We start from the raw sequence: 20802 nt of genomic DNA, 5'->3' as shown, positions 1-20802 counted from the left end.
AGGTAGCGCTCCTAGCCGGCGACGGACTATGAATAAACGCATCGTACGTCGCATCGGAGACTGCCCACCATGACAGACCTTTCCGGCCGCAGCGCCATCGTCACCGGCGGGTTTTCCGGCATGGGTTTCGCCATTGCTACGGCCCTGGCGCAAGCCGGCGCCAATGTCGCCGTCGGCTCCTACATCGCGCCCGCCGGCGCCGACAGATCCGACGCCGCCTACTATCCCGGCGCCGATGAACTCGAGGGCGTGCGGTTGGCCCTGTCGGCACACGGCACCAGGGTTTGTGCCGCCCATCTCGATGTCCGCGACAGCGAGGTGACCAACCGGTTTGCAGCCGACGTGCAGGCCGCCATCGGCCCGGCCGACATACTGGTCAATGCCGCGGGCACCACCGCCGAACAGCCGGTCTGCGGCCATTCCGACGCGCTGTGGGACAAGATCGTCGACACCAATCTCAGCGGAGCGTTCCGCGTCACGCGAGCTGTGCTGCCCGGCATGATCGAGCGCGGCTGGGGCCGTATCGTCAACATCGGCTCGACGGCGGCTTCCGTCGGCTGGAAGGACAACCCGGCCTACTGCGCCTCGAAGGCCGGGCTGCTCGGCCTTACCCGCTGTGTAGCGCTGGAAGGCGCCGCGCACGGTGTCACTTGCGTCATGATCAGCCCGACCTGGGTCGAGACCGAACTGATGCGCCGCAACGTGGCGCAGGTGGTCGAGCGTGAGGGCAACGGCAGAACCGCCGAGGAAGCGATGGCCGAGATCGCCAAGGGCAATCCCCAGCAGCGCATGCTGCAGCCGCAGGAAATCGCGGCTCTAGCCGTGTTCCTGTGCTCGGATCTGGCCAAGGGCATCACCATGGAAAACATCCAGATCACCGGCGGAGCGCTGTGGTAGCGGCCACAGTTTGAATTTTCGAACGAGCGAGCCGCATTAACGCCATTTGTCGGTTGCATGTTCGTTTTGGCCCTGCCTGCGGCAACTTTACCCCTCGCGGCAAATTTACCATTGAGTGACAGGCGATAGAGGTTATATTGTGCACTGCACAATGGATGCCCGCTGATCGGGATCCGGCAAGGGCAGGTTCCGGCGATCGCGCATGACGCAGAAAAGCCGACCATGGGCGCTTCAGCCCAGCTGAAAGGCGGCAGCATGAGAAATCCGGTACGGATATGAAGATCCCGAAATCCATTCTGATCGATCCGGACAACAACAAGGCCTATGCCGCCTTCGCCGTTGCGGTGTCGGTCTTTGCCTTCGCCTACTCCACCAATTTCGGCCAGATCCTGATCCTCGCCTACTATCTGGTATGGCTGCCGCTGCTGTTCGTCGACTACCGGCGTTTCGCCCGCGATCTCTCCAGCGCCTGGCTGCCGCTGCTGTTTGCGGCCTATGTCTGTTTGTCGCTGTTCTGGTCGCAAGCGGCCGGCACCAGCGCGCGGGCGGGGCTGCAATATTTCTCCCACATGCTGTGCGCCTACATCGCGGCGCGCACCATCAGCACGCGCACGCTGGTGCTGGGCTCGCTGATCGGCATCTTCATCGTGCTGCTGTATTCGCTGAAGGTTGGCGCCTATGCGCTCGACACTATCGACGGCACCACCAATTTCGTCGGCGCCTTCGGCTCCAAGAACCAGATCGGCTTCTTCGCCTCGCTCGGCATCTTCTTCTGCTTCGCTTTTCTGGCCTTCTACCGGCGCAACTGGATGAGCTTCGTCTGGACCGCGCCGATCATCCTGCTGTCCGTCTATATGCTGGCGATCGCCCACTCGGCGACGTCAGTCGCTTCGCTTCCGGCGGTGATCGGTGTCGTTGCCTTGCTTGCCATGAGCAAGGTTCTGTCACGCCGCTACCGCCGCGTGCTGTTCGTCGTCGGCGCTACGGCGCTGGTGGGCGGTGTGATGGCTGCGCTGAACCTTGGCTTGCTCGATGTCGTGCTCGGCATCTTCGGCAAGGATTCGACGCTGACCGGCCGCACCTATCTCTGGGAACAGGGCTGGGCCGCCGCGCAGCAGCGTCCGGTGCTCGGTTATGGCTATGCCGCCTACTGGATCCAGGGTTTTGCCGATCCGGAACGGCTCTGGGCCGAGTTCTACATCTCCACCCGCACCGGCTTCCATTTCCACAACACCTATATCGAGACGCTGGTCGAGCTCGGCTTCATCGGCGTGACGATGCTGGCGCTGATCATCCTGCGCTCCTTCTGGGGCCATGTTTCGAAGGTGGTGTTCGGTGACTGGAGCGCCGATTCGGTGGTGCTCGCCGGCGCGGTCGGCATGATGCTGATCCGCTCCTTCTTCGAGGTCGAGATCCTCGGCCCCTATTTCATGGCCTCGTTCATCGTCTATTACGGCCTGTTCAAGCTGCGCCCGGTGCCGCTCGCCAGGGCAAGGCGGGCCTATGTTCCGGTGCCGGACGAGAACACCGCCAACGGCCGCATGCCGGCGCGCGTCTGACTTGCTTATCTCAGGCGACGGCGCGCTTGCGCAGCATCAGCCGCTGCAGGAAGCGGCGCAACGGCTCGTCATAGACGCGCGTGGCGATGTCGGCGATGACGATGACCGAAACCGCCATGACGATGCCGAACCAGGGATGATGCGCGAACGGGTCGATCGCTGCGGCCTTGCCCGCCCCGGCGATGATCATCAGCAGCGGCGTGTGGATGATGTAGATCGGGTAGGAAATCCGCCCCAGCCAGCCATAGAGGCCTGACAGGCGCGGCGCCGTCGGCGCAATAGTGCCGACCACCACCAGCGCCGGGAAAACAAAGACGACGCAGGCGAGATCGTAGGCGACGCGCGCGCCGCCGGCCGGCGCGATGGCAAAGACGATGAGCGTCAGCGCGATCGCACCCTCGACCCACCAGCCGCGCCGCAGGAAGCCGAGCCCGCTTTGATAGCGTGTCATGGACCGGCAAAGCAGCACGCCCAGGAAGAACGAGAAACAGACGCGCGGCAGGCCGCTGATGATGGTCGAGCCGGTCATGCCGAAGTCGAGGGTGCCGGCCACGATCGAAGCGATGACCAGCAGCACCAGGCTGACGGCGATGAGCACGGTCAGCACGCGTTTCGTCAGCAGGAAGAAGACGGCGACATAGGCGATGTTGACGATCAGCTCGAAGAACAGCGACCACGACGCGGGGTTGAGCGGAAAGATCGTGTGATAGGCATCGCTGACCAGCGGGATGAAGAACATGCCGGTCGTCAGCATGGCGCCGATCTCGGAGATCGGCATGTATTCCGCCGGAATCAGCCGGTTCTTGACGATGAGATAGAAGAAACCGAGCAGCGTGCCGGCGAGGTAGAGCGGGTAGAGGCGTATCAGGCGGATCGCCAGGAACGTGCCGAAGCCCATGCCGTTTTCGATCTTGCGGTCATAGGCATGCGCGATGACGAAGCCGCTGAGCAGGAAGAACAGGTCGACCGCCAGATAGCTCGACGGCAGCACCTTGCCGGCGGCCAGGAACGGCGAGAAGTGGTAGAGCATGACGCTGATCGCCGCGACGCCGCGGATGGCATCGAGATTGAGGTAGACGTGGCGCGGTGCGGCGGGCTGCATGGAATGCCTTCAAGCGGTCGAAAAACGGAAGTTCCCGCCCGCACCCTGGCGCGAACGAGCCGAACTGGTTCCTCCCGCCTCCATCGCGCGGGCCTCGCCGAGCGAGCCCGAGCGCTAGAGCAATTCCGGGAAAAGTGGGAAACGGTTTTCCGTCCGGAATTGCTCCAAACAAGCAGGTTACTGGCTGGCCGTCGGCGCCAGCTTCACCTTGATGACGTCGCCCGGCAGCACCGGCGTATCTTCCTTGGCGTCGATCTCGCTGGTCTTGCCGTCGGTCACGCGCACCAGCGAATAGATGAGCGCCGGCTCTTCATTGTTGTTTGTGATGGCGGCGGTCGTGGCCGGGTCCGATGCTTGGGCCATCAGGCCCTGTTGCATGTTGACCCTGAGTGCGGCTTCGTTGAGGTCTGCTTCGACCTGCTGCCGGTCGGCGGCAAGTCTCGAGTTCAACGTGTTCTGGGCATCGATGGCATCCTGCGTCGCCTTGCTGACCGACTGCTTGGCGGTGAGGACCGCCGTCTCATAGTCCAGGATCTTGCCCTGCAGATCGGTGACCGACTGTTGCGAGGAAAGCAGGCGTGCGTTGGCGACCAGGCCCTTTTGCGCCAGCGGACCGATACTGTCCGCCTGCTGCTGCGCCAGGTCGACCTGCTTTTGCTGGTTGACGATCTTTTTCTGCAGCGCCTCGATTTCGGACTGCAGGACCCCCTTCAGATCGTCAAGCGCCTGCAGCTTCAGCTTCAACGCTTTCTGGTCGGAGATCAGGATCTGCATTTCGTCGGCGACGATTGTCGCCAGGCGCGGGTCGCCCTCAACTTCCTTAGGCGCCTCGAAACTCTCCTTGCCGGCGAGATCGGCATCGATGCGGGCACGCTTGACGATCAACCGCACGCGCTGGTCGTCATAAATGTCGAAATTGCCCTTGGCGGTGATCAGGTCCTTGCCGAGCTGGGTGCCCAAATCGGCGTTGCGCCGGATGCCGCCGGCGATGCTGATCGCCTTGAGCACGGTCAGCTCCGGCACATAGGGAAACTGGCCAGGCGTCTGGATCTCGCCCGAGATGTAGAACGGCCGGAACTGCACCATTTCCACCGAGGCTTCCGGCTTGTCCGACAAGGCAAGCTTGCGCTGCAGGGCGACGCTGATCGCGGCCGCAACCTCTGACGTGGTCTTGCCGGCGGCCGGCAGTTCGCCGACGAACGGCACCGACAAATTGCCGGCTGGACCGACCGAATATTCGCCGTTTACCGCCGACCAGTCACGGAACGTGCCTTCCACCGTCTGCCACTCGGCGACGCGGATGTTGAGCTTGTCCTGCGAGCCGAGCCGGTACTCGTCGGCCATGGCCGGAACCGCGAGTGACAGAGCGAGGCACGTGGCGACGAGCCGTGCCGGCCGCATCGGGCCGGCAAGGCGAAAATACGCTGATATGTCTGTTTTCAACTGACGTTTCCGATCCGTTTTGGCCCCATCCGCCCGATAGGCCTGCTGCCGAGTGCCTCCTTCGGAACCTGGCAGAACACTATGGCTGCAATGCGAGACCGGCCCATCGCCGAATAGCTTTGGACCGGATTGGCTTCGGGCCGTGCCGGCCCGATTGCTGACCAGTTGCGGTCGGTCAGTAGGAACCGCGCGACATCCACACCGCAGGCACGGTCTTGAGGATGATGCGAACGTCTTCGAACAGCGACCAGTTCTCGACATAGTGACGGTCGAACGCGACGCGACTGTCATAGGAGACATCGTTGCGTCCGCTCACCTGCCAGAGCCCGGTCAGGCCCGGCCGCGACTTCAAATAATAGACCGCGGCGCTGCCGTAGATCTCAAGCTCGTCGCGCACCACCGGGCGAGGCCCGACAAGGCTCATGTCGCCCTGCAGGATGTTGATGATCTGCGGCAGCTCGTCGAGGCTGAGCTTGCGCAGAACGGCGCCGACGCGGGTGACGCGCGGATCGTTCTTCAGCTTGCGGGTCGCGATCCATTCGGCGTTGGCTTCCGGATTGGCCGCGAGATAGGCGGCCAGCACACGTTCGCCGTCTTCGACCATGGTGCGGAACTTGAGGCAGGGGAAAATCCGCCCACCGCGTCCGATGCGCTTGTGGCCGTAGAAGATCGAGCCGCCGTCGGAAAGCTTGACCAGAAGGGCCACCATCAGGAACAGCGGGCTAAGCGCCACCAGGCCGACAAGTGAACCGAAAACATCGAAACTGCGCTTCAGCAGCCCGCCGATGGGTGGCGGAAAATCTACGCCGACATGCGAAAATGCCGCATTGGCCGACTTGGCAACGTCCCTCATGCAAAAGCTCCATACGTTGAACGGATGGTTTATGCCACGATACCAAAAAAATGCTGCAGCGCAACACACAATTTCCCATATGGCTGAAATAGTCACGTCAGGAATTGACTAAATAATAAACGCTCCTTGCCCAAATTTTGCCCTTTATGGCGGGTTTGTGACGAATAATTAGCAACCGTAGGAAATGTAATGCCTTTTTTCGGCGGGTTTTGGGCAAATCGTCCTTTGCCGCAGAGGGAACGGCTTTAACTGATTTTCGAATCACTGGCTTTGCTAAATTAATCAAGTAAAATACTAATCAACATTGTAGATTCTACTGTAGTATAAAGCGCATGACGAGTTAGGTCACCACCCCTGCGTGTGCATCGCAGCATGGCGGAGTCCAAGCCGCCGCCAACCCGAAAATTATTGCTGGTTGCCCTTGCCGTCAGTTTCGCGCCTTAATAGAGTCGCAAATTATTCCTGATAGAGTCTGGATGGGTTGGGAAGGCCGGAAGCAACCGGCCGAAAAAGAGCAGCTAAATAAGCTCGCATGGCGAATGGGGAGATACTCGGGTGGGTAAGTCATCGCTTTTGCATGCTCGGGCCGGTTGACGGGCCGCCGAACATGTCATTACCAAAATTCGTCATTGGAATGGTTTTCGCCCTCGCGATCGTGGTCGCGTGGTCCTATGTCGACGGCGCGACGGTCACCACAACGGTGCTTCGCGTCATCGGCTGCGCTGTCCTCATCCAAATCGGTTATTTCCTGCTGGTGTATGTGATGATCGCCAGGAGCGCGCCGACATCGGCCGACAGGGCTCGCGACGCCGAAAGAAGCCTCGGCGCCGACAAGGCGGTTGAAGGCGAGAAGCTCTCGGCGAGGCGCAGCGTGCATTGAACAGTCTGAAGCCGCAAGGTCGGCCTCGGATCATCTTGCAGCCGGACTCAGCCTGCTTCGGCCGGCTCGGGTTCCGATTGCTCGCCTGAAAGCATTTTCGACAGGCGGCTGCCGGCCTTCGCTTTCAACCTCTGATATTGCCCCACTTCGACGATTCGTCCGTTTTCGACTGCAACCACCCAGTCGGCGAAGGCGATCATCGATGGCCTGTGCGCAATGGTCAGGATCGTCATCGATCCGCGCAAGCCGTCGATCGATTTGGCGATCAGGGACTGGTTCTGCCAGTCGAGCGCGCTGGTCGCCTCGTCGAGAATGAGCAGCGAAGGTTTGCGCAGCAGCGCGCGCGCCAGCGCGATGCGCTGGCGTTCGCCGCCCGAGAGCCGGACGCCGCGGTCGCCGACCACCGTGTCGAGCCGCAACTCCAGCCGCTCGACGAAGTCGGCGCCATGCGCAGCGCGCAGTGCAGTCCACAGCTCCGCGTCACTGGCTTGCGGCGCGGCAAGGCGCAGATTGGCGGCGATCGTATCGTGCAGCAGGAACACGTCTTGCGGCACATACGCCACCTGGTCGCGCCAGCGCCGGCGGTTGGCGGCGCCGATCTCGACGCCATCGGCCAGGATCTTGCCCTCGCTCGGTTCGAGCAGGCCAAGCAGCATGTCGGCAAGCGTGCTCTTGCCCGAGCCTGACGGACCGATCAGCGCCGTTACCTTGCCGGCGGGAAGGCCAAACGTCACATCGCTCACCACCGGCTTGCCGCCGGCCTCATAGGCAAAGGAGACGTTGCGGATGTTGAGCCCGACATCGAGCGACAGCTTGGCATCCGATTCGAGGTTTGCCGGCTCGCTTTCGGCATCGAAACGCGCCTGCATGTCGCGCATCGAGGCATAGGCCGGCAGGTTAATCAGCACCTGCTGCGCCTGCATCTGCATGTCCATGAAACGCGGCGCGATGCGCATAAACACCAGAAGCAAGACTACGATCTCGGCCAGTGAGAGGTTGAAGCGGACCAGGGCGACATAGATGAACAGGCTCAGACCAATGACGCTGGCGACCTGGAACAGCGCGGTGCCGATGGTGCTGTTGCGCACATAGTTGATGTTGTCGGCCTTCATCTTCTCCAGCGTCGCGCGAAGCTGCGCGTAATAGGTCGCCTCGACATTCAGGCTCTTGGCCACCTTGATGCCGCCGAGGAACTCCGAGACCGTTCGGTACTGCTCCTGGCGATTGCTGGTCAAGACCCGGCCGAAGGCGCTGGCTCGTGCCCGAAACGGCTGCAGTGCCAGGAAGGTGACGATGCCGACGACAATGGCAAACGCCGTCATCACTGGCGAAATGAACAGCGAGACAACGAGATAACCCGCCAGAAGCACGGCGATCTGCACCAGCATCAGCAGCGAGAACGCCGCCGACTGCACGCGGTCGATATCGCCGGTCAGCGCATGGTCGAGATCGGAGCTGCGCATGCGCGCGAATATCCCCCACCGCGCCTTGCCGATGCTCTCGAACAGGTTCATGCGCAGGCGATTGATGAAGTCGAGCAGCAGTCGCGCCATGTAGACGGATTTATAGCGGTTGAACGCTGCCTGCAGCGCGACAAGCCCGACCAGCAGGCAAAGCACCGTGGTCAATTGCAGCGTTCCGTCCGGAGCCAGCCAGCGCACCCAGTCGCGGTCAGGCAGTCTGACGGCGAAATTCTGCTCGGGTCGCCCGACCAGATGCAGCAGCGGCACCAGAAGCAGGATCGAGATGCCTTCGGTCAGGCTTCCCAGGATCAGGAACAGCAATGCCGTCAAGGTCCTGCGCCCGCCGATCCGGGCCATGGCGGCGCCGAAGCCGACGACATCGCGGTAAAACGAAAAGCGCAGGATCTGCGATGCGGCCATGTCAGCTCACCGCGGTCCTTTGTCGGCCGCCAGATCGTTTTCGATCAGGGCGACAGCTTCGCCGATACGGTCGAGCCCGGTCGGCACTTCGAGGCGACAGACGCCGATCTGGCTGGCCAGGGCGGCGCATTGGCGAAGATGTGTCGTGGCAAAATCGCCGACCAGGGCTGGACGGCCGAAACGCGTCACATAGGAAAATTTGATGATTGCCGGCAGGGCGCCGATGCCTGGCAGCGGCGTGATCGCTGCCTTGTCGCCGCGCTCGAGGATATAGATCCGGGTCGCCGGCACCGTGTCTGCCGCAAATCCGGCGTGCAGGCGATGCTGCATCTTGTCGATCGCCGCATGCACCTGCGGGCGTATTTCTGCCTGGCGGATGGGAAACGCGGCGGCGGCATCGGCGGCGAGCTTCAACTGCGGAAAACCCGGAACGATCATCGGCCGGTCCGTGAGATCGAGCGCCACGACATCGTCGGTCAGCAAGCGATGGCCGGCGCGGATCATCGCGCTCGCCGTCGTCGATTTCCCGGCGCCCTTGTCGCCCATGAAAACAGCGCTTTTGACGCCGACGGCAATGGCGCTGGCGTGCAGGATGAGCAGGCCGCGCTGGTGCAGGAGCAGTGCCATGACCGGACCGAGCAGCGGAAACGCCAGCAGTGCATCGTCGACATCAGGCGCCGGCTCCACCTCGATGCGGCAGGCATCGGTAATCAGGAATGCGCCGACCGTCTGCCATGCCAGATATTGCTGCCGCGCCTCGAAGCGGAAAGCAGTTCCGGTCTCGGGCGAGGGTTTTGGCAAGTCGATCGGGCCGACTGCAATCACCACATCGACCGCCGCCGGCGCGCTCGGCTCCAGCTCGGGCAATTCGACCTGCGAGCTGATCGTCAGCCCATAGGCTTTGTAGAAGTGTTGCGCGCGAGCCTTGGGATGGCCGGCATCGCGGATCGAATCGGCGGTGAGTGGCATGTTGGCCGGTGTCATGCATGGCTCCCGCGCTGTTGCACCTGCCTTAGCCACAGCGACAACGCGATCGAACGCCAGACATACTGGACATCGGGCAGGGTGGCTTCGTCCGGTTGCCGCGCGATGCGGCCATAGGCGGCGGTCACCTCAGGCAGGTTGACGTAAGGGGCGATCCGCGCCGCATCTTTCACCAGCACCTTGTCCAGGAGATCGCGGTGATTGCCGAGCATGCCTTTGACCAAATTGGAGGTGAAATCGATCTTGTCGCGCCGCCACTGCACTGCCGGCGGCAAAATTCCTTCCATGGCGCGGCGCAGCACCGAGCGGCCAAAGCCCTGGTTCAGCTTTTCCGCGCCGGGCAGCGCCAGACAGAACTCGACCAGCGGCTTGTCCCAGAAGGGGTAGCGCGGCTCGACGCCGAAATTCGCCGCCGCCTTGTCGAGCACCTCGAAGGCGTGCGGCACCATGCCGTTCGACAGCAGCCAGCGATGGGTCAAGGTCTCGCTGGCGCTGACCGCGGGCGACATGTAGCCGGCCCGGCGAAAGCGCTCGACGAGGTCCGTGCGCATCGCCAGGTCCGGATTGATCAGCCCGCGCCAGCTGGTCGCTGGGCGCCCGGCGGGATGGCGCCGCAGCTTGTTGATTGCGCGGTTCGCGAACCGCATGATTTTCGCGACGCGCCAGGCAGGCCCGTAGAGGGTCAGGAACTTGTAGTAAAGGCCGAGCATGCCGTCGCCATAAGTGTTGGAAGCGCTGCGCAGCTCACGCCACAGCTCCATCCATTTGCCGGCATAGGCGAGTTCGTGCAGATGGCCGTGGCCCTGCGAAACCACCTCGTCGCCGCCATGGCCGTCCAGCAGCACCCTCATGCCCTTGGCGCCGGCGGTCCTGTAGATGTCGCGGGTCAGCGACAGGCCGGGGGCCAGGAACGTTTCTTCCTGCTCCTCCAGAATGCGTTCGAATTCCGCGAAGGGCGCGTAGTTGCCGACGGAAATCAAAGTGCCGTCGACCTTCTCCTGTCCAAGCACTGCCTCGATGAAAGGCCGCTCGTCCATCGGCGAACCCTTTTCGAACATCAGCGAGAAGGTCGGCAGCCTCGGCTTTCGCTGCGCGGCATTCTGCAGGCCCGCCACGCAGGCGATCGACGAGGAATCGAGCCCTCCGCTCAGCATAGCACCGACCGCAGGCGTGCCGCGCATACGGTTGCGGACCGATTGCGAAAACAGATGCCGGAATTCCTCGGCCGTGTCCGCCCGCATCGGCCTTGGCGAGGGTTCGATCTGCCAGTAGCGGCGCAGCACCACCTGGTTGCCGGTCACTGTCAGACTGTGGCGCGCCGGCAGGCGGAAGATATCGGCATAGGCTGTCGACTGCGGATTATCGGGCAGCCCGGCCAGGAATCCCGAAATCTGGTGTTCGCTGATGCGCATGTCGACGCCGCCGACATCGAGGATCGGCCCGATCTCGGAAGCAAAGACGAAACGCCGGTCGCTCGAATGGTAATAGAAGGGTTTGACGCCGAAATGATCGCGCACGCAAAACAGCTGCCGGCGCTCGGCGTCCCAGATGGCAAAGGCGAAGTCGCCCTGCAGATGTTCGGGACAGGCTTCGCCCCAGCGCAGATAGGCGCGCATCACAAGCACGGCGTCGGCAACCGAATTGTCCCGGATGCCGAGCCTGGCCAGCAATTCGTCGCGATTGTCCAGCCGGCAGTCCGCGGTGATCGCGAGCTTGCCGCCGGCCATGGTCAGCGGGCCGGGGCCGGCTTCATCGGTGGTGTTGAGCCAGGCGTGGCCAAGAACGACGCCCTCGTCCATCCACCACGAACTGCCGTCAGGCGCGCGATGTTGCATGCGGGCAAGCATGCGCTGGATGCCGGCCGCGGCGGCCTGCCTGCCTTCCTGCCTCAGCAGAATTCCGGCGACGCCGCTCATCGCTCAATGGCCGTGGTCGACGAGATGGTTAAACCCGCCAAGCGAGCCGCCGAGCACGATGTGGTCGCCGCTGACCAGCCAGGCGTGCGCCTTCAACTCGGTGCCGGTATCGCGCTCGATGCCGATGCGGATTTTTGAGGCGTTGCCCTGGCGGGCAAGCAAATATTGGCCGGAAAGCGCTTGGGTCAGACAGCTTGCGCCAGGCACCAGGCGGGCAGCCGCAGCCACGCCCCAGGCGACACGCCTGAGATCGCCGATGTCGGCTGGTTCGCGCGCGTCGAGCCGGGTCACCATGCGGCGCACTTTGTTGTAGGAAAGCAGCGTCAGCCCCAGCCGCACCGCCACGACCACCGCAAGGCAGTGGGCGAGAAAGAGCATCTCCGGCCCGCTCAGTGAGAAAGCTCTAGACAAGTTCCTCATCATGGAGCCTCGCAAGCCCGGCGTCCGCCAAGCCCTTCAACAATCCATCGACATCGGCCTTGCAGCGTTCCGGATCGACATTGTAGCGATCCAGCACGGCGCTGCGGATTTCGGAAATCGGCCGCGGCTCCTGGATCAGCTCCCAGATATAGGCGCCGACGCTGTTCAGGCTGTAATAGATGTTGGACCTCATATCGAGCAGCGCCAGGCCGTTGCCAAATTCGCAGGCCACGGCATCCTCGCTCGCGCTCACCCGATGATGGTCCGAGGGGTTCCAGTCCATTCCTAAACCTCACTCACAACACCAACGCTTCGGCAAGTCCGGAAAAAGGCGCGAGAGCCGGGGTTTGACCCCCGACTCTCCTTAGTGCGCTCTGTTTGCAGAGTCCGGACTTTGTCACCCCAACGAGAGAATACTCAGGAGAAGGTGAGTTCGCCGACCGGCGTATGTGCCGGAAACGAGGCGTCGAGTGCCGTAGTACCGCTACCGCCTTGCGTGATGGTCTCGATCGAGCCGTGGACCGTCAGGCTAGGGGTTTCGTACTCATGCTTTTCAACATTCTGTTCCAATTTACTCTCCACTTGTGGACTGGAAGCGGCCTGTCGATTGCCGGCAGCGAGCTATTGCTGCACCGCAATAGCTGCATGGCAGCATTTATGAGTCAAGCCTGATTTACCAGCCGTTAATCAATTCTCGGTTGCGACTCCCTTCAATGGTGATCAAAGCGCTTTGCATTTTCACATCCCAGGAGAATTCAGCAGAGTGTCCGAGGCTACCAACTAAGTGTCTGATCTAATTGCGTTAAATTTTCTTCGAATGCTCCTCACTTGGGCGCTGGCGCATTCCCACAAAATTGTTGCTGACGTACCCGTCACAAGCCCCGATCAGGTGGCGCCTTGCATCTAGGACTGTGTTGCGAAACGTTCAGGTTGCAGGAAATTGGCGCCAAAGGAAAAACTGGACGCGGCGCATGAATTTGGCGATGCTTTGCTTCGCACTTGCAATATAACGCGCCTGGCGAATTTTTTGCGGAGATGCTGCAGCAGATGGCCTTGCAGGAAGGGACCTTCGAAAGGTTGCGCGCCGCTGGCTGCGCCGACGAAATGGCCTATGTGCAGGCGTGCCTGCGGCTGTTCTTCGCCTCCGGGGCGAGCCCCAGCACCGCGCCTGCACCGGCCATCTCCGTTGCCGATGTTTGCGACATCGCCAGGCTGAACAAGGTCGCCACCTTCATTCTGAAGGCGCTGTCGCGCCCACCGGCGGGCGAGACGCCGCCGGGATTGCTCGAGTGGCTCGACACTTATCGCCGGCGCACGATTGCGATGAACTCGTCCGGCATCATGGATTCGATGGCCATCGACAAGGCGCTGCGCGGCAGCGGCATCGATTTCGTGTTCCTGAAGGGGCCCCTCCAGCAGCAACTGCTCTATGGCGACCATTTCATGAAGCCGTCCGGAGATGTCGACATATTGGTGTCGCCGGTCGGCTTCTTTAGAGCTCGCGATGCGCTGCGCTCGATCGGCTACGAGGTCGCCGGCAAGTCCCGCTCCGTCTGGTGGGTGCGCTTTCTGGGCGAGCAGCACATGGTTCGCAGCCAAGGTCGGAAATTGTCCACCGTCGATCTCCATTACCGGCTCCAGCAGCCGGGATCGCCCAGCCCGCGCGATACGGAAGGGTTCCTGCGCCGCAAGCGCGCGCTTGCGATCGCCGGCTCCAGCGTGCCGTTCATCTCGGCCTCCGACACTTTGCTTCTGTCCTGCATCAGTGTCGCAAAGGCGCTGTTCAACCGCGAGCCATGCGCGGGCTATGTCTGCGATATCCGGGCCGCTGCCAGTCGGCTGAGCGAGGCCGAGCAGCAGACTGTGCTCGACTACGCGGCCGAGCAGGGGCTGGCCGACACCCTGCTGCTGGGCCTGCGCGCCGCCGATGTGCTGCTTGGTGGCGCCGGCACGCTGCTGTCGGATCGGGCCACCAGGATCCTGTCACGCATCGGCAATGAAGACCTGTTCCACATGGTCATCGCGCCGTGGCTGTCGTCGCTCAGATGGCCGCAACGGCGCACCGTTTTGTGGGAATTGTGCGGCCGCGAACCTGTCCGCTACCTGACCGAGGCCGGCTGGGCCGCGTCAGCCGACCTCAGCCGGCGGATTTTCGAGCGGGAAAGCCGGTGACGATGAGGGTCGTCATGCAGCAGGCAGAAAACGTTCCGTCCCGATCCGCTGGGGATGGATCATGGGAGGATGGATCGGGGTCCGGCGCCGCGCGCCGGGAGGGCGAGGGGCCTCGCGACACTTTATGCAATCGAAAGGCCATCCTATGTCCATGACAGAATCCCGGGTCTGCGTGATCATCGCGGCGCGCAACGCGGCCCGGACCATTCCCGCAGCCATCGCCTCGGCGCTGCGCGAGCCGGAGGTGGTGGAAGTCGTTGTCGTCGACGACGCCTCCACCGACGACACCGCAAAAGTGGCCAGCGCTGCCGACGATGGCAGCGGTCGGCTTTCGGTCATCCGGCTCGACGTCAATCGCGGCCCGTCCTTCGCCCGCAATGCCGCCATTGCCGGGTCGAAATCGCCTTTCATCAGCATTCTCGACGCCGACGATTTCTTCCTTCAGGGACGGTTTCGCCAGCTGTTTGCCAGCACCGACTGGGATTTCGCCGCCGACAACATCATGCTGATCCGTGACGATACGGCGACCGACGTCTCTAAGATCGTCGCCCCGTCCTTTTCGGCGGACCCGGAATTCCTCGACTTCGAGCGGTTCATCGAGGGCAACATCTCCAGACGGCGTGTCCAGCGCGGCGAACTCGGCTTTCTCAAGCCGGTGATATCAAGAGCTTTCCTCGACAGGCATGGGCTGCGTTACGACGAGAACCTGCGTCTCGGCGAAGATTATGAACTGTACGCCCGCGCCTTTGCCCTTGGCGCACGCTTCAAGGTCATCCGTTCCTGCGGCTATGGCGCGATCGTGCGCGCCGATTCGCTGAGCGGGCGCCACAAGACACAGGATCTGAAGCGCCTCGCCGATGCGGATCTGGCACTGCTCAAGATCGACAGCCTGCCGGAAGGCTCCAAGGCCCTGCTGCGCAAGCACGAGCGGCATGTGCGTGACAAATACCGGCTGCGCAATTTTCTCGATGTGAAGGCCGAGCGCGGCATGGCGTCTGCCGCCGCCTACGCGCTGGCCAGCCAGTCGAACTTCATTCCCATCGTTGTCGGCGTGGCCGCCGACAAGCTCGATGCGTTGTTTCGCCACGCCGGTCTGCCCCCGCGGCAGCAGCCGGTGCCGCCCTTGCGCTTCCTCATGGCCGCTACCAGCACGGCGGCGCAAAAGTAGGCTCCGCCAAGTCCGGGACGGCGGCCGCAAGGCTGAAAAAATTGCCTTTCTGAAACTCGGAGGTTGCCTACACGCCCCGACGATGGCACTGTATGTTGCGGTGCAGCAATTTTGGAAGGCCAACCGGATGGCTTCAATTTTCGGCTTCAGGTCCAGGGACCCAGCGCGCGACAAGCAGACCGATCTGGCGCGTTTCGACCGTCTGGCAAAGCTGTTGGATCAGATCACGGCCGAGATTGCGGCCGAGAAGACCGGGTTGGAGGCCCGCTACCGGTCGAAGTCCACCAACGCGGCCTTCCTGGTCGAGTCGATGGAGAACGGCTCGGCGTCGGCAAGCAAGCTGTCGGAAGTCGGCGAGCTGACGAAGTCCATCCTGAACTGCGAACAGCGCATCGCCGAGCTGGTGCGCCAGACGAGCCGGATGAAGGAACTGCGTCATTCACTCGACGCGATCGTCGGCGAGGATGGCCAGAGTTCTGATTCGCACGGGGAATATGTCAAACCCGCAGGTCGCTTCGGCTGAACACGGTCACACGAGACACAGAAGAGAAAGTTCGGGGACGGAGGATCGGGATCGGCCCGTTAGCAATGTGGGCCAATCGGTGACTTTGGGTTGGGGCGGAACAGCACAAAGGTGAATTGATATGAACGCAGATCTGAAGACGACGCCCATGGCGGCAATCGATGCCATGATTTCAACGCGGCCAAATCGGCCAATGCGTCTTGTAAACCCAACGCGTCTTCTATCCGTTGGTGCGCTTCTGTTGGCGGCAGCCGCAGCTCTGCTCGGCGCCGCGCACCCCTCCCGCGCCCAGGACGCCTCCCCGGAGATGCAAAGCGCACCGTCCTTCGTCGACGATTTCAAGAGTTTCGATCGTTCGCGCTGGTATGTCTCCGACGGCTGGTCGAACGGCAATCACCAGAACTGCACCTGGTCGAAAAGCCTGGTAAAAGTTTCCGACAACATGCTGACGCTCGGCTTCGAAAAGCGCAAACTGAAGGACCGCGAGTTCGCCTGCGCCGAGATCCAGACCAAGCAGCGCTTCGGCTATGGCACCTATGAAGCACGGATGAAGACCGACACCGGATCCGGTCTCAACGCCGCTTTCTTCACCTATATCGGCCCTGCCGACAAACAGCCCTGGTATGAGATCGACTTCGAGGTGCTGACCAAGGATACATCCAAGGTGCAGGTCAACAGCTACATCGCCGGCAAACCCAAAAACGAGAAGCTGGCCGAGGTCGAAGGCGGCGCCGACAAGGGCTTCAACGACTATGCTTTTATCTGGGAAAAGGACCGGCTGCGCTGGTACGTCAACGGCAAGCTGGTCCAGGAAGTGACCAATCCCGAGCAATTGCCGACCCACTCGCAGAAGATATTCTTCAGCCTCTGGGGCAGCGACACGCTGAAAAACTGGATGGGCGCCTTTTCGGACCCCGGCCGCCAGGTGACGATGCAGGTGCAGCGCGTCGCCTTCACCGCACTCGGCCAGCCGTGCCAGTTTCCGGAATCGTTGGCATGCAGTGTAAGCAGCATAAAGTAATCTGAACCGGCCCGGCCATATAAGGCCAAAGGGCGTGAACAGGAATTAACCCGAATGAATTTGACGGTCTTTGGAATTGGCTATGTCGGTCTCGTGCAGGCCGCGGTGCTGGCTGAGGTCGGGCACCAGGTGGTGTGCGTCGATGTCGATGAAAAGAAGGTCGAGCGGCTCAACCAGGGCCTGGTGCCGATTTTCGAACCGGGACTGGAGGCCCTGGTCAAGGAGAACCACACCGCCGGCCGCATCAAATTCACCACCGATGCCGCCGCCGGCGTCAAGCATGGCGAGATCCAGATGATTGCGGTCGGCACGCCACCCGGCGAAGATGGTTCGGCCGACCTCAAATATGTGCTGGCGGTGGCCGAGACCATCGGCCGCGAGATGGACAGTCCCAAGATCGTCGTCGGCAAGTCGACCGTGCCGGTCGGCACCTGCGAAAAGGTGAAGGCCAAAATCGTCGCGACGCTGAAGGCGCGCGGGCGCCAGGACCTGGCTTTCGACGTCGCTTCCAATCCTGAGTTCCTCAAGGAGGGTTCCGCCGTCGCCGACTGCATGAAGCCCGACCGCATCATCGTCGGCACCAACAGCGAGGACACCGAGGCGGTGATGCGCGAGCTCTACGCGCCGTTCAACCGCAACCACGAGAAGATGATCGTGATGGACGTGCGCAGCGCCGAATTCACGAAGTACGCCGCCAACTGCATGCTGGCGACCAAGATCTCCTTCATGAACGAAATGGCCAATCTGGCCGAGCAGCTCGGCGCCGACATCGAGGAGGTACGCAAGGGCATCGGCTCGGATCCGCGCATCGGCTACCACTTCATCTATCCCGGCCTCGGCTATGGCGGTTCGTGCTTCCCCAAGGATGTCCGCGCGCTGATCAAGACCGCCGAAGGTGTCAAGTTCGACGCCAAGCTGCTGCGCGCCGTGGAGGAGCGCAACAATGCCCAGAAGTCGGTGCTGTTCGACAAGGTGCACCGTTATTTCAAGGGCAGTCTCAAGGGCAAGACCTTCGCGCTCTGGGGCCTCGCCTTCAAGCCCAACACCGACGACATGCGCGAGGCGCCGGCGCGCGTCCTGATGGAGGCGCTGTGGCAGGCCGGCGCCAATGTGCAGGCCTACGATCCCGAGGCGATGCAGGAATGCCAGGCCATCTACGGCCTGCGCGACGATCTGCTTTTGTGCGGCACCAAGGAGGCGGCGTTGCGCGGCGCCGACGCGTTGCTGATCGCCACCGAGTGGAAGAGTTTCCGCGCCCCGTCCTTCGACGCGGTGAAGGATGCCCTGACCACGCCGGTCATCTTCGATGGCCGCAACCTCTATGATCCCAAGGTCATCGCCCGTCACGGCATCGAGTATTTCTCGATCGGCAGGATGGCGGCGTGAAGGCAGGGCGGCACAACGCGGAGCCAGGTTCATGAAAGTTCTGTTTGCAGGCGGCACCGGCTACACGCCGCAATTCAGCGGGGGCGTCCAGTCGAGCACCCACCACTTGGTCGAGCAATTGCGCGAAAACGGTCACGAGGCATCCGTTCTGGCAGCGCTGTTCGGCGACGGCATGTTCGGCTTCCGGGCGCGCGCCAAGATGAAGCTCCTTCGTCAGCGCGCGGTCATCGACAATTTCCCGGGCTATCCGGTTGTACGGGCGTGGTTCCCCTGGGAAGCGGCTGACTTCGCCGTCAAAAAGTTGAGGCCGGATGTCGCGGTCGTGCAGTGCCACAATTCGGTGCCGATCGGCAGAGAGTTGCAGAGGCTTGGCGTGCCGCTGACCGTCTATCTGAGGAATGTCGAATTCGACGAATTGGCCGGCGATCTGCGTGAGCTCCATTCGGCGGTCTATATCGCCAACTCCGAGTTCACCGCGCGCGCCTATAAGGCAAAATTCGATATCGATTCGACGGTTATTCCGCCGACCATCAATCCCGCGTTCTACAGCACACCGACGACCGGTGAATTTGTCACGCTCATCAATCCATATGAGGAAAAAGGCTTCGATCTTGCGGTGCGCATTGCCGCCGCCTGTCCCGAGATCCCGTTCCTGTTCGTCGAAAGCTGGAAGCTCGACGACGATCATCGAGCCCGGATCGAAGCAACAATCTCTCCCCTCCAGAACGTCAAGCTTGAAAGCCGCACCAGCGACATGAAGACGGTCTACGGCCGCACGAAAATCCTGCTTGCGCCCAGCAAATGGGAAGAAGCCTGGGGCCGGGTGGCCTCGGAAGCGCATTGTAGTGGCATTCCCGTGGTCGGCTCGCGGCGCGGCGGTCTGCCGGAAGCGATCGGCGCCGGCGGCGTGGTACTGGACTACGACGCACCGCTCGCCGACTGGGTCGCAACGGTCAGGCGGCTGTGGAGCGACGAGGCCGAGTACGAGCGGCTGTCAGCGACAGCACGTCAGTTTTCGGAGCGGCGGCAAATGAACCCCGACAGCCAGTTCGCAACGTTCATGGGCGTTCTCGACCGCGCAAGACGTGTCGGTTTGGAGCGCGCAGCCTAAACGCGTCGTGTTGCAGTTCAGCTGAGACGCTGCACGACCGTGGTCGCGCAAAGTTCCCGTTAGCCAGGTCCAGACGTCGTGCGCCCGTCCGGATCACTTTTAATTGCTGCAGTGCAATATTTTGTGGCACTGCAGCAATCAACGTGTATTCTGCCTGTCTACATTAGGGCTTGTGCGATATGGACCGCTTGGTCCGAGCAAGCCCCAACCTTATGGGCGGGTCATGCGCGTGGGCTTTGTCGTCGGCGAATTCCCTCTGCTTTCGGAAACCTTCGTCGTGGACCAGATGGCTGGGCTGCTGGCGCGGGGCTTTCAGGTCGAAGTGGTCTGCGAAAAGATGCAAGGTGACCACCGAATTGACCGGCAAAGCGAGCCGATGGCGACGCTGCTCGCCAGAACCCGACATTGGTGGCGATGGGCCGCTGTAATCAGCAAATTTGTACAGCGTCTGCCGCCGCGTCTGCGATACAAGGCCTCGACCGTTCTCGACATCGCCTTTGCACGCCGCCTGAACCGCTGCGACGTGATTGTCGCCCACTTCGGACAGAACGGCGAGAGAGCAGCCGCACTGAAGAAATGGAAGGTGCTCAAACCACCGATCATAACCATCTTTCACGGCGCGGACGTGGCGATCCCGGCGCGGCAGGCAGTGCTCGCGACACAATATGCCGGGCTGACCAAGCATGGGACCCTGAACCTGCCCGTCAACGATTACTTCCGCACGATGCTGCTGGAAGCCGGCCTGTCCCAGGCGAGCACGACGGTCCACCATATGGGAATTGACACCCGCGAAATCGGCTATCGCTGGGAATCGTGGGAAGGCACCCAACTGGTCGTGACGACGGTTTGCCGCCTGGTCGAAAAGAAAGGCGTCGAGTTCGCCTTGCGAGCCCTGGCCTCCCTCAAGGCCTCCCAGCCGCAGCTAGACTGGCGTTACGACATTGTTGGCGACGGTCCTCTGCGGATGAATCTGGAGAGGCTGGCTGTAGAGCTGGGCTTGGCTGGTCGCGTAACATTCCTCGGCAGCCTCCCTCACGCAGAGGTGAAAAGACGGCTTCGCATGGCGCATCTCTTTTTGCTGCCAAGTATCACTGCCAGCGACGGGGATATGGAAGGCATTCCGGTCGCGCTCATGGAGGCCATGGCCGCCGGATTGATTGCGGTCAGCACGTATCATTCGGGAATCCCGGAGCTCATCAAGGATGGGGAGACGGGGTTGCTTACGCCCGAGCGAGATATTTCAGCGCTTGCCGGCAAGCTTGCCTGGGCCGGGGAGCACCCGACCGAATGCGAGCGTATCGCGCTTGCCGCACGCCGCAAAGTCGAGGACGACTTCAACGCAGATGTTCTGAATGAACGTTTTGCGCAGATCGTTACCCAACTGGCCACATCGAGCCCTGCGCATGAACCTGCCGGTCATGTCGGGGTTTCCGAGGGCCTGGCGGATCCTTCATCTGCCGGCTGACACTGCTGCTCTGCGTTTG

Annotated in this window: 19 protein-coding genes; 10 read left to right on the top strand and 9 right to left on the bottom strand. The window is 62.1% G+C overall.

All coding sequences use genetic code 11. The features are described from left to right. Positions 1–69 precede the first annotated feature (69 nt). Together NKI64_RS25795 and NKI64_RS25790 are read left to right on the top strand one after the other, a co-directional pair. Complete coding sequence (locus NKI64_RS25795; protein ID WP_352670864.1) at positions 70–897, top strand: SDR family NAD(P)-dependent oxidoreductase; 828 nt, start codon at positions 70–72, stop codon at positions 895–897. A 275-nt stretch (positions 898–1172) separates the two neighbouring features. Then, entirely contained in the window at positions 1173–2456 is a 1284-nt protein-coding gene (locus NKI64_RS25790; protein ID WP_023689977.1) for an O-antigen ligase family protein, read from the top strand. Positions 2457–2466: 10 nt separating this feature from the next. Here the strand turns inward: NKI64_RS25790 and NKI64_RS25785 are convergent, their stop codons facing one another. The 3 genes from NKI64_RS25785 to NKI64_RS25775 form a co-directional block, all read right to left on the bottom strand. Further along, entirely contained in the window at positions 2467–3558 is a 1092-nt protein-coding gene (locus NKI64_RS25785) for an acyltransferase family protein (protein ID WP_352670860.1), read from the bottom strand. 177 nt (positions 3559–3735) lie between these two features. Beyond that, positions 3736–4959 (bottom strand): polysaccharide biosynthesis/export family protein, encoded by a 1224-nt coding sequence (locus NKI64_RS25780; protein WP_032904309.1) that lies wholly within the window; start codon positions 4957–4959, stop codon positions 3736–3738. 217 nt (positions 4960–5176) lie between these two features. Then, the gene (locus tag NKI64_RS25775; RefSeq protein ID WP_023746616.1) at positions 5177–5854 is read right to left on the bottom strand and encodes a sugar transferase; all 678 of its coding nucleotides are present in this window, start codon (positions 5852–5854) and stop codon (positions 5177–5179) included. 607 nt (positions 5855–6461) lie between these two features. Here NKI64_RS25775 and NKI64_RS25770 point away from each other — a divergent pair. Beyond that, complete coding sequence (locus NKI64_RS25770) at positions 6462–6734, top strand: exopolysaccharide production repressor protein (RefSeq protein WP_023668815.1); 273 nt, start codon at positions 6462–6464, stop codon at positions 6732–6734. 47 nt (positions 6735–6781) lie between these two features. On the opposite strand, the gene NKI64_RS25765 is transcribed toward NKI64_RS25770, so the two are convergent. The 6 genes from NKI64_RS25765 to NKI64_RS25740 form a co-directional block, all read right to left on the bottom strand. Continuing rightward, complete coding sequence (locus NKI64_RS25765; RefSeq protein ID WP_352670857.1) at positions 6782–8617, bottom strand: ABC transporter ATP-binding protein; 1836 nt, start codon at positions 8615–8617, stop codon at positions 6782–6784. A 6-nt stretch (positions 8618–8623) separates the two neighbouring features. After that, complete coding sequence (locus NKI64_RS25760; protein ID WP_352670854.1) at positions 8624–9601, bottom strand: phosphoenolpyruvate carboxykinase (ATP); 978 nt, start codon at positions 9599–9601, stop codon at positions 8624–8626. Next, complete coding sequence (locus NKI64_RS25755) at positions 9598–11517, bottom strand: lasso peptide isopeptide bond-forming cyclase (protein ID WP_352670851.1); 1920 nt, start codon at positions 11515–11517, stop codon at positions 9598–9600. The genes NKI64_RS25760 and NKI64_RS25755 overlap by 4 nt, the downstream gene beginning before the upstream one ends. A 3-nt stretch (positions 11518–11520) precedes the next feature. Continuing rightward, a complete protein-coding gene (locus tag NKI64_RS25750; RefSeq protein WP_245263854.1) occupies positions 11521–11895 on the bottom strand; it encodes a lasso peptide biosynthesis B2 protein in 375 nt (124 codons plus the stop codon). Between the two features lie 25 nt (positions 11896–11920). Then, entirely contained in the window at positions 11921–12220 is a 300-nt protein-coding gene (locus tag NKI64_RS25745; RefSeq protein ID WP_352670848.1) for a PqqD family protein, read from the bottom strand. A gap of 134 nt (positions 12221–12354) precedes the next feature. Then, complete coding sequence (locus NKI64_RS25740) at positions 12355–12507, bottom strand: lasso RiPP family leader peptide-containing protein (RefSeq protein ID WP_023684233.1); 153 nt, start codon at positions 12505–12507, stop codon at positions 12355–12357. Positions 12508–12984: 477 nt separating this feature from the next. Here NKI64_RS25740 and NKI64_RS25735 point away from each other — a divergent pair, with 477 nt between their 5' ends. From NKI64_RS25735 to NKI64_RS25705, 7 genes are all read left to right on the top strand, one after another. Then, entirely contained in the window at positions 12985–14109 is a 1125-nt protein-coding gene (locus NKI64_RS25735) for a nucleotidyltransferase family protein (RefSeq protein ID WP_352670845.1), read from the top strand. 145 nt (positions 14110–14254) lie between these two features. Continuing rightward, on the top strand, positions 14255–15277 hold the full coding sequence (locus NKI64_RS25730; protein WP_352670839.1) for a glycosyltransferase family 2 protein: 1023 nt from the start codon (positions 14255–14257) through the stop codon (positions 15275–15277). Between the two features lie 127 nt (positions 15278–15404). Then, the gene (locus NKI64_RS25725; RefSeq protein WP_023696966.1) at positions 15405–15800 is read left to right on the top strand and encodes a cytochrome P450 family protein; all 396 of its coding nucleotides are present in this window, start codon (positions 15405–15407) and stop codon (positions 15798–15800) included. A gap of 121 nt (positions 15801–15921) precedes the next feature. Then, a complete protein-coding gene (gene exoK, locus NKI64_RS25720; protein ID WP_352670836.1) occupies positions 15922–16821 on the top strand; it encodes an endo-1,3-1,4-beta-glycanase ExoK in 900 nt (299 codons plus the stop codon). A 54-nt stretch (positions 16822–16875) separates the two neighbouring features. Beyond that, positions 16876–18207 (top strand): UDP-glucose dehydrogenase family protein, encoded by a 1332-nt coding sequence (locus tag NKI64_RS25715; RefSeq protein ID WP_023729640.1) that lies wholly within the window; start codon positions 16876–16878, stop codon positions 18205–18207. A gap of 31 nt (positions 18208–18238) precedes the next feature. Then, positions 18239–19318 carry a glycosyltransferase gene (locus NKI64_RS25710; RefSeq protein ID WP_352670833.1) on the top strand — a complete coding sequence of 360 codons (1080 nt, stop codon included), beginning with the start codon at positions 18239–18241 and terminating at the stop codon, positions 19316–19318. A gap of 223 nt (positions 19319–19541) precedes the next feature. Further along, positions 19542–20783, top strand: a complete 1242-nt coding sequence (locus NKI64_RS25705) for a glycosyltransferase (RefSeq protein WP_023696969.1) — start codon at positions 19542–19544, stop codon at positions 20781–20783. The last annotated feature ends 19 nt before the right edge of the window (positions 20784–20802 follow it).

Source organism: Mesorhizobium sp. M0478 (genome assembly GCF_040321305.1).
GTDB lineage: Bacteria > Pseudomonadota > Alphaproteobacteria > Rhizobiales > Rhizobiaceae > Mesorhizobium.
Note: the sequence above shows the minus strand (reverse complement) of the source record. Positions and strands in the feature narration are given on the sequence as shown.

Excerpts from the sequence above, each read along its gene's own strand:
- NKI64_RS25745 (WP_352670848.1), bottom strand. The coding sequence starts at position 12,220 with ATGGACTGGAACCCCTCGGACCATCATCGGGTGAGCGCGAGCGAGGAT.
- NKI64_RS25710 (WP_352670833.1), top strand. The coding sequence starts at position 18,239 with ATGAAAGTTCTGTTTGCAGGCGGCACCGGCTACACGCCGCAATTCAGC.
- NKI64_RS25760 (WP_352670854.1), bottom strand. The coding sequence starts at position 9,601 with ATGACACCGGCCAACATGCCACTCACCGCCGATTCGATCCGCGATGCC.
- exoK (WP_352670836.1), top strand. The coding sequence starts at position 15,922 with ATGAACGCAGATCTGAAGACGACGCCCATGGCGGCAATCGATGCCATG.
- NKI64_RS25730 (WP_352670839.1), top strand. The coding sequence starts at position 14,255 with ATGTCCATGACAGAATCCCGGGTCTGCGTGATCATCGCGGCGCGCAAC.
- NKI64_RS25750 (WP_245263854.1), bottom strand. The coding sequence starts at position 11,895 with ATGCTCTTTCTCGCCCACTGCCTTGCGGTGGTCGTGGCGGTGCGGCTG.
- NKI64_RS25790 (WP_023689977.1), top strand. The coding sequence starts at position 1,173 with ATGAAGATCCCGAAATCCATTCTGATCGATCCGGACAACAACAAGGCC.
- NKI64_RS25765 (WP_352670857.1), bottom strand. The coding sequence starts at position 8,617 with ATGGCCGCATCGCAGATCCTGCGCTTTTCGTTTTACCGCGATGTCGTC.
- NKI64_RS25705 (WP_023696969.1), top strand. The coding sequence starts at position 19,542 with ATGCGCGTGGGCTTTGTCGTCGGCGAATTCCCTCTGCTTTCGGAAACC.
- NKI64_RS25715 (WP_023729640.1), top strand. The coding sequence starts at position 16,876 with ATGAATTTGACGGTCTTTGGAATTGGCTATGTCGGTCTCGTGCAGGCC.
- NKI64_RS25755 (WP_352670851.1), bottom strand. The coding sequence starts at position 11,517 with ATGAGCGGCGTCGCCGGAATTCTGCTGAGGCAGGAAGGCAGGCAGGCC.
- NKI64_RS25795 (WP_352670864.1), top strand. The coding sequence starts at position 70 with ATGACAGACCTTTCCGGCCGCAGCGCCATCGTCACCGGCGGGTTTTCC.
- NKI64_RS25770 (WP_023668815.1), top strand. The coding sequence starts at position 6,462 with ATGTCATTACCAAAATTCGTCATTGGAATGGTTTTCGCCCTCGCGATC.
- NKI64_RS25725 (WP_023696966.1), top strand. The coding sequence starts at position 15,405 with ATGGCTTCAATTTTCGGCTTCAGGTCCAGGGACCCAGCGCGCGACAAG.
- NKI64_RS25735 (WP_352670845.1), top strand. The coding sequence starts at position 12,985 with ATGGCCTTGCAGGAAGGGACCTTCGAAAGGTTGCGCGCCGCTGGCTGC.
- NKI64_RS25775 (WP_023746616.1), bottom strand. The coding sequence starts at position 5,854 with ATGAGGGACGTTGCCAAGTCGGCCAATGCGGCATTTTCGCATGTCGGC.
- NKI64_RS25780 (WP_032904309.1), bottom strand. The coding sequence starts at position 4,959 with ATGCGGCCGGCACGGCTCGTCGCCACGTGCCTCGCTCTGTCACTCGCG.
- NKI64_RS25785 (WP_352670860.1), bottom strand. The coding sequence starts at position 3,558 with ATGCAGCCCGCCGCACCGCGCCACGTCTACCTCAATCTCGATGCCATC.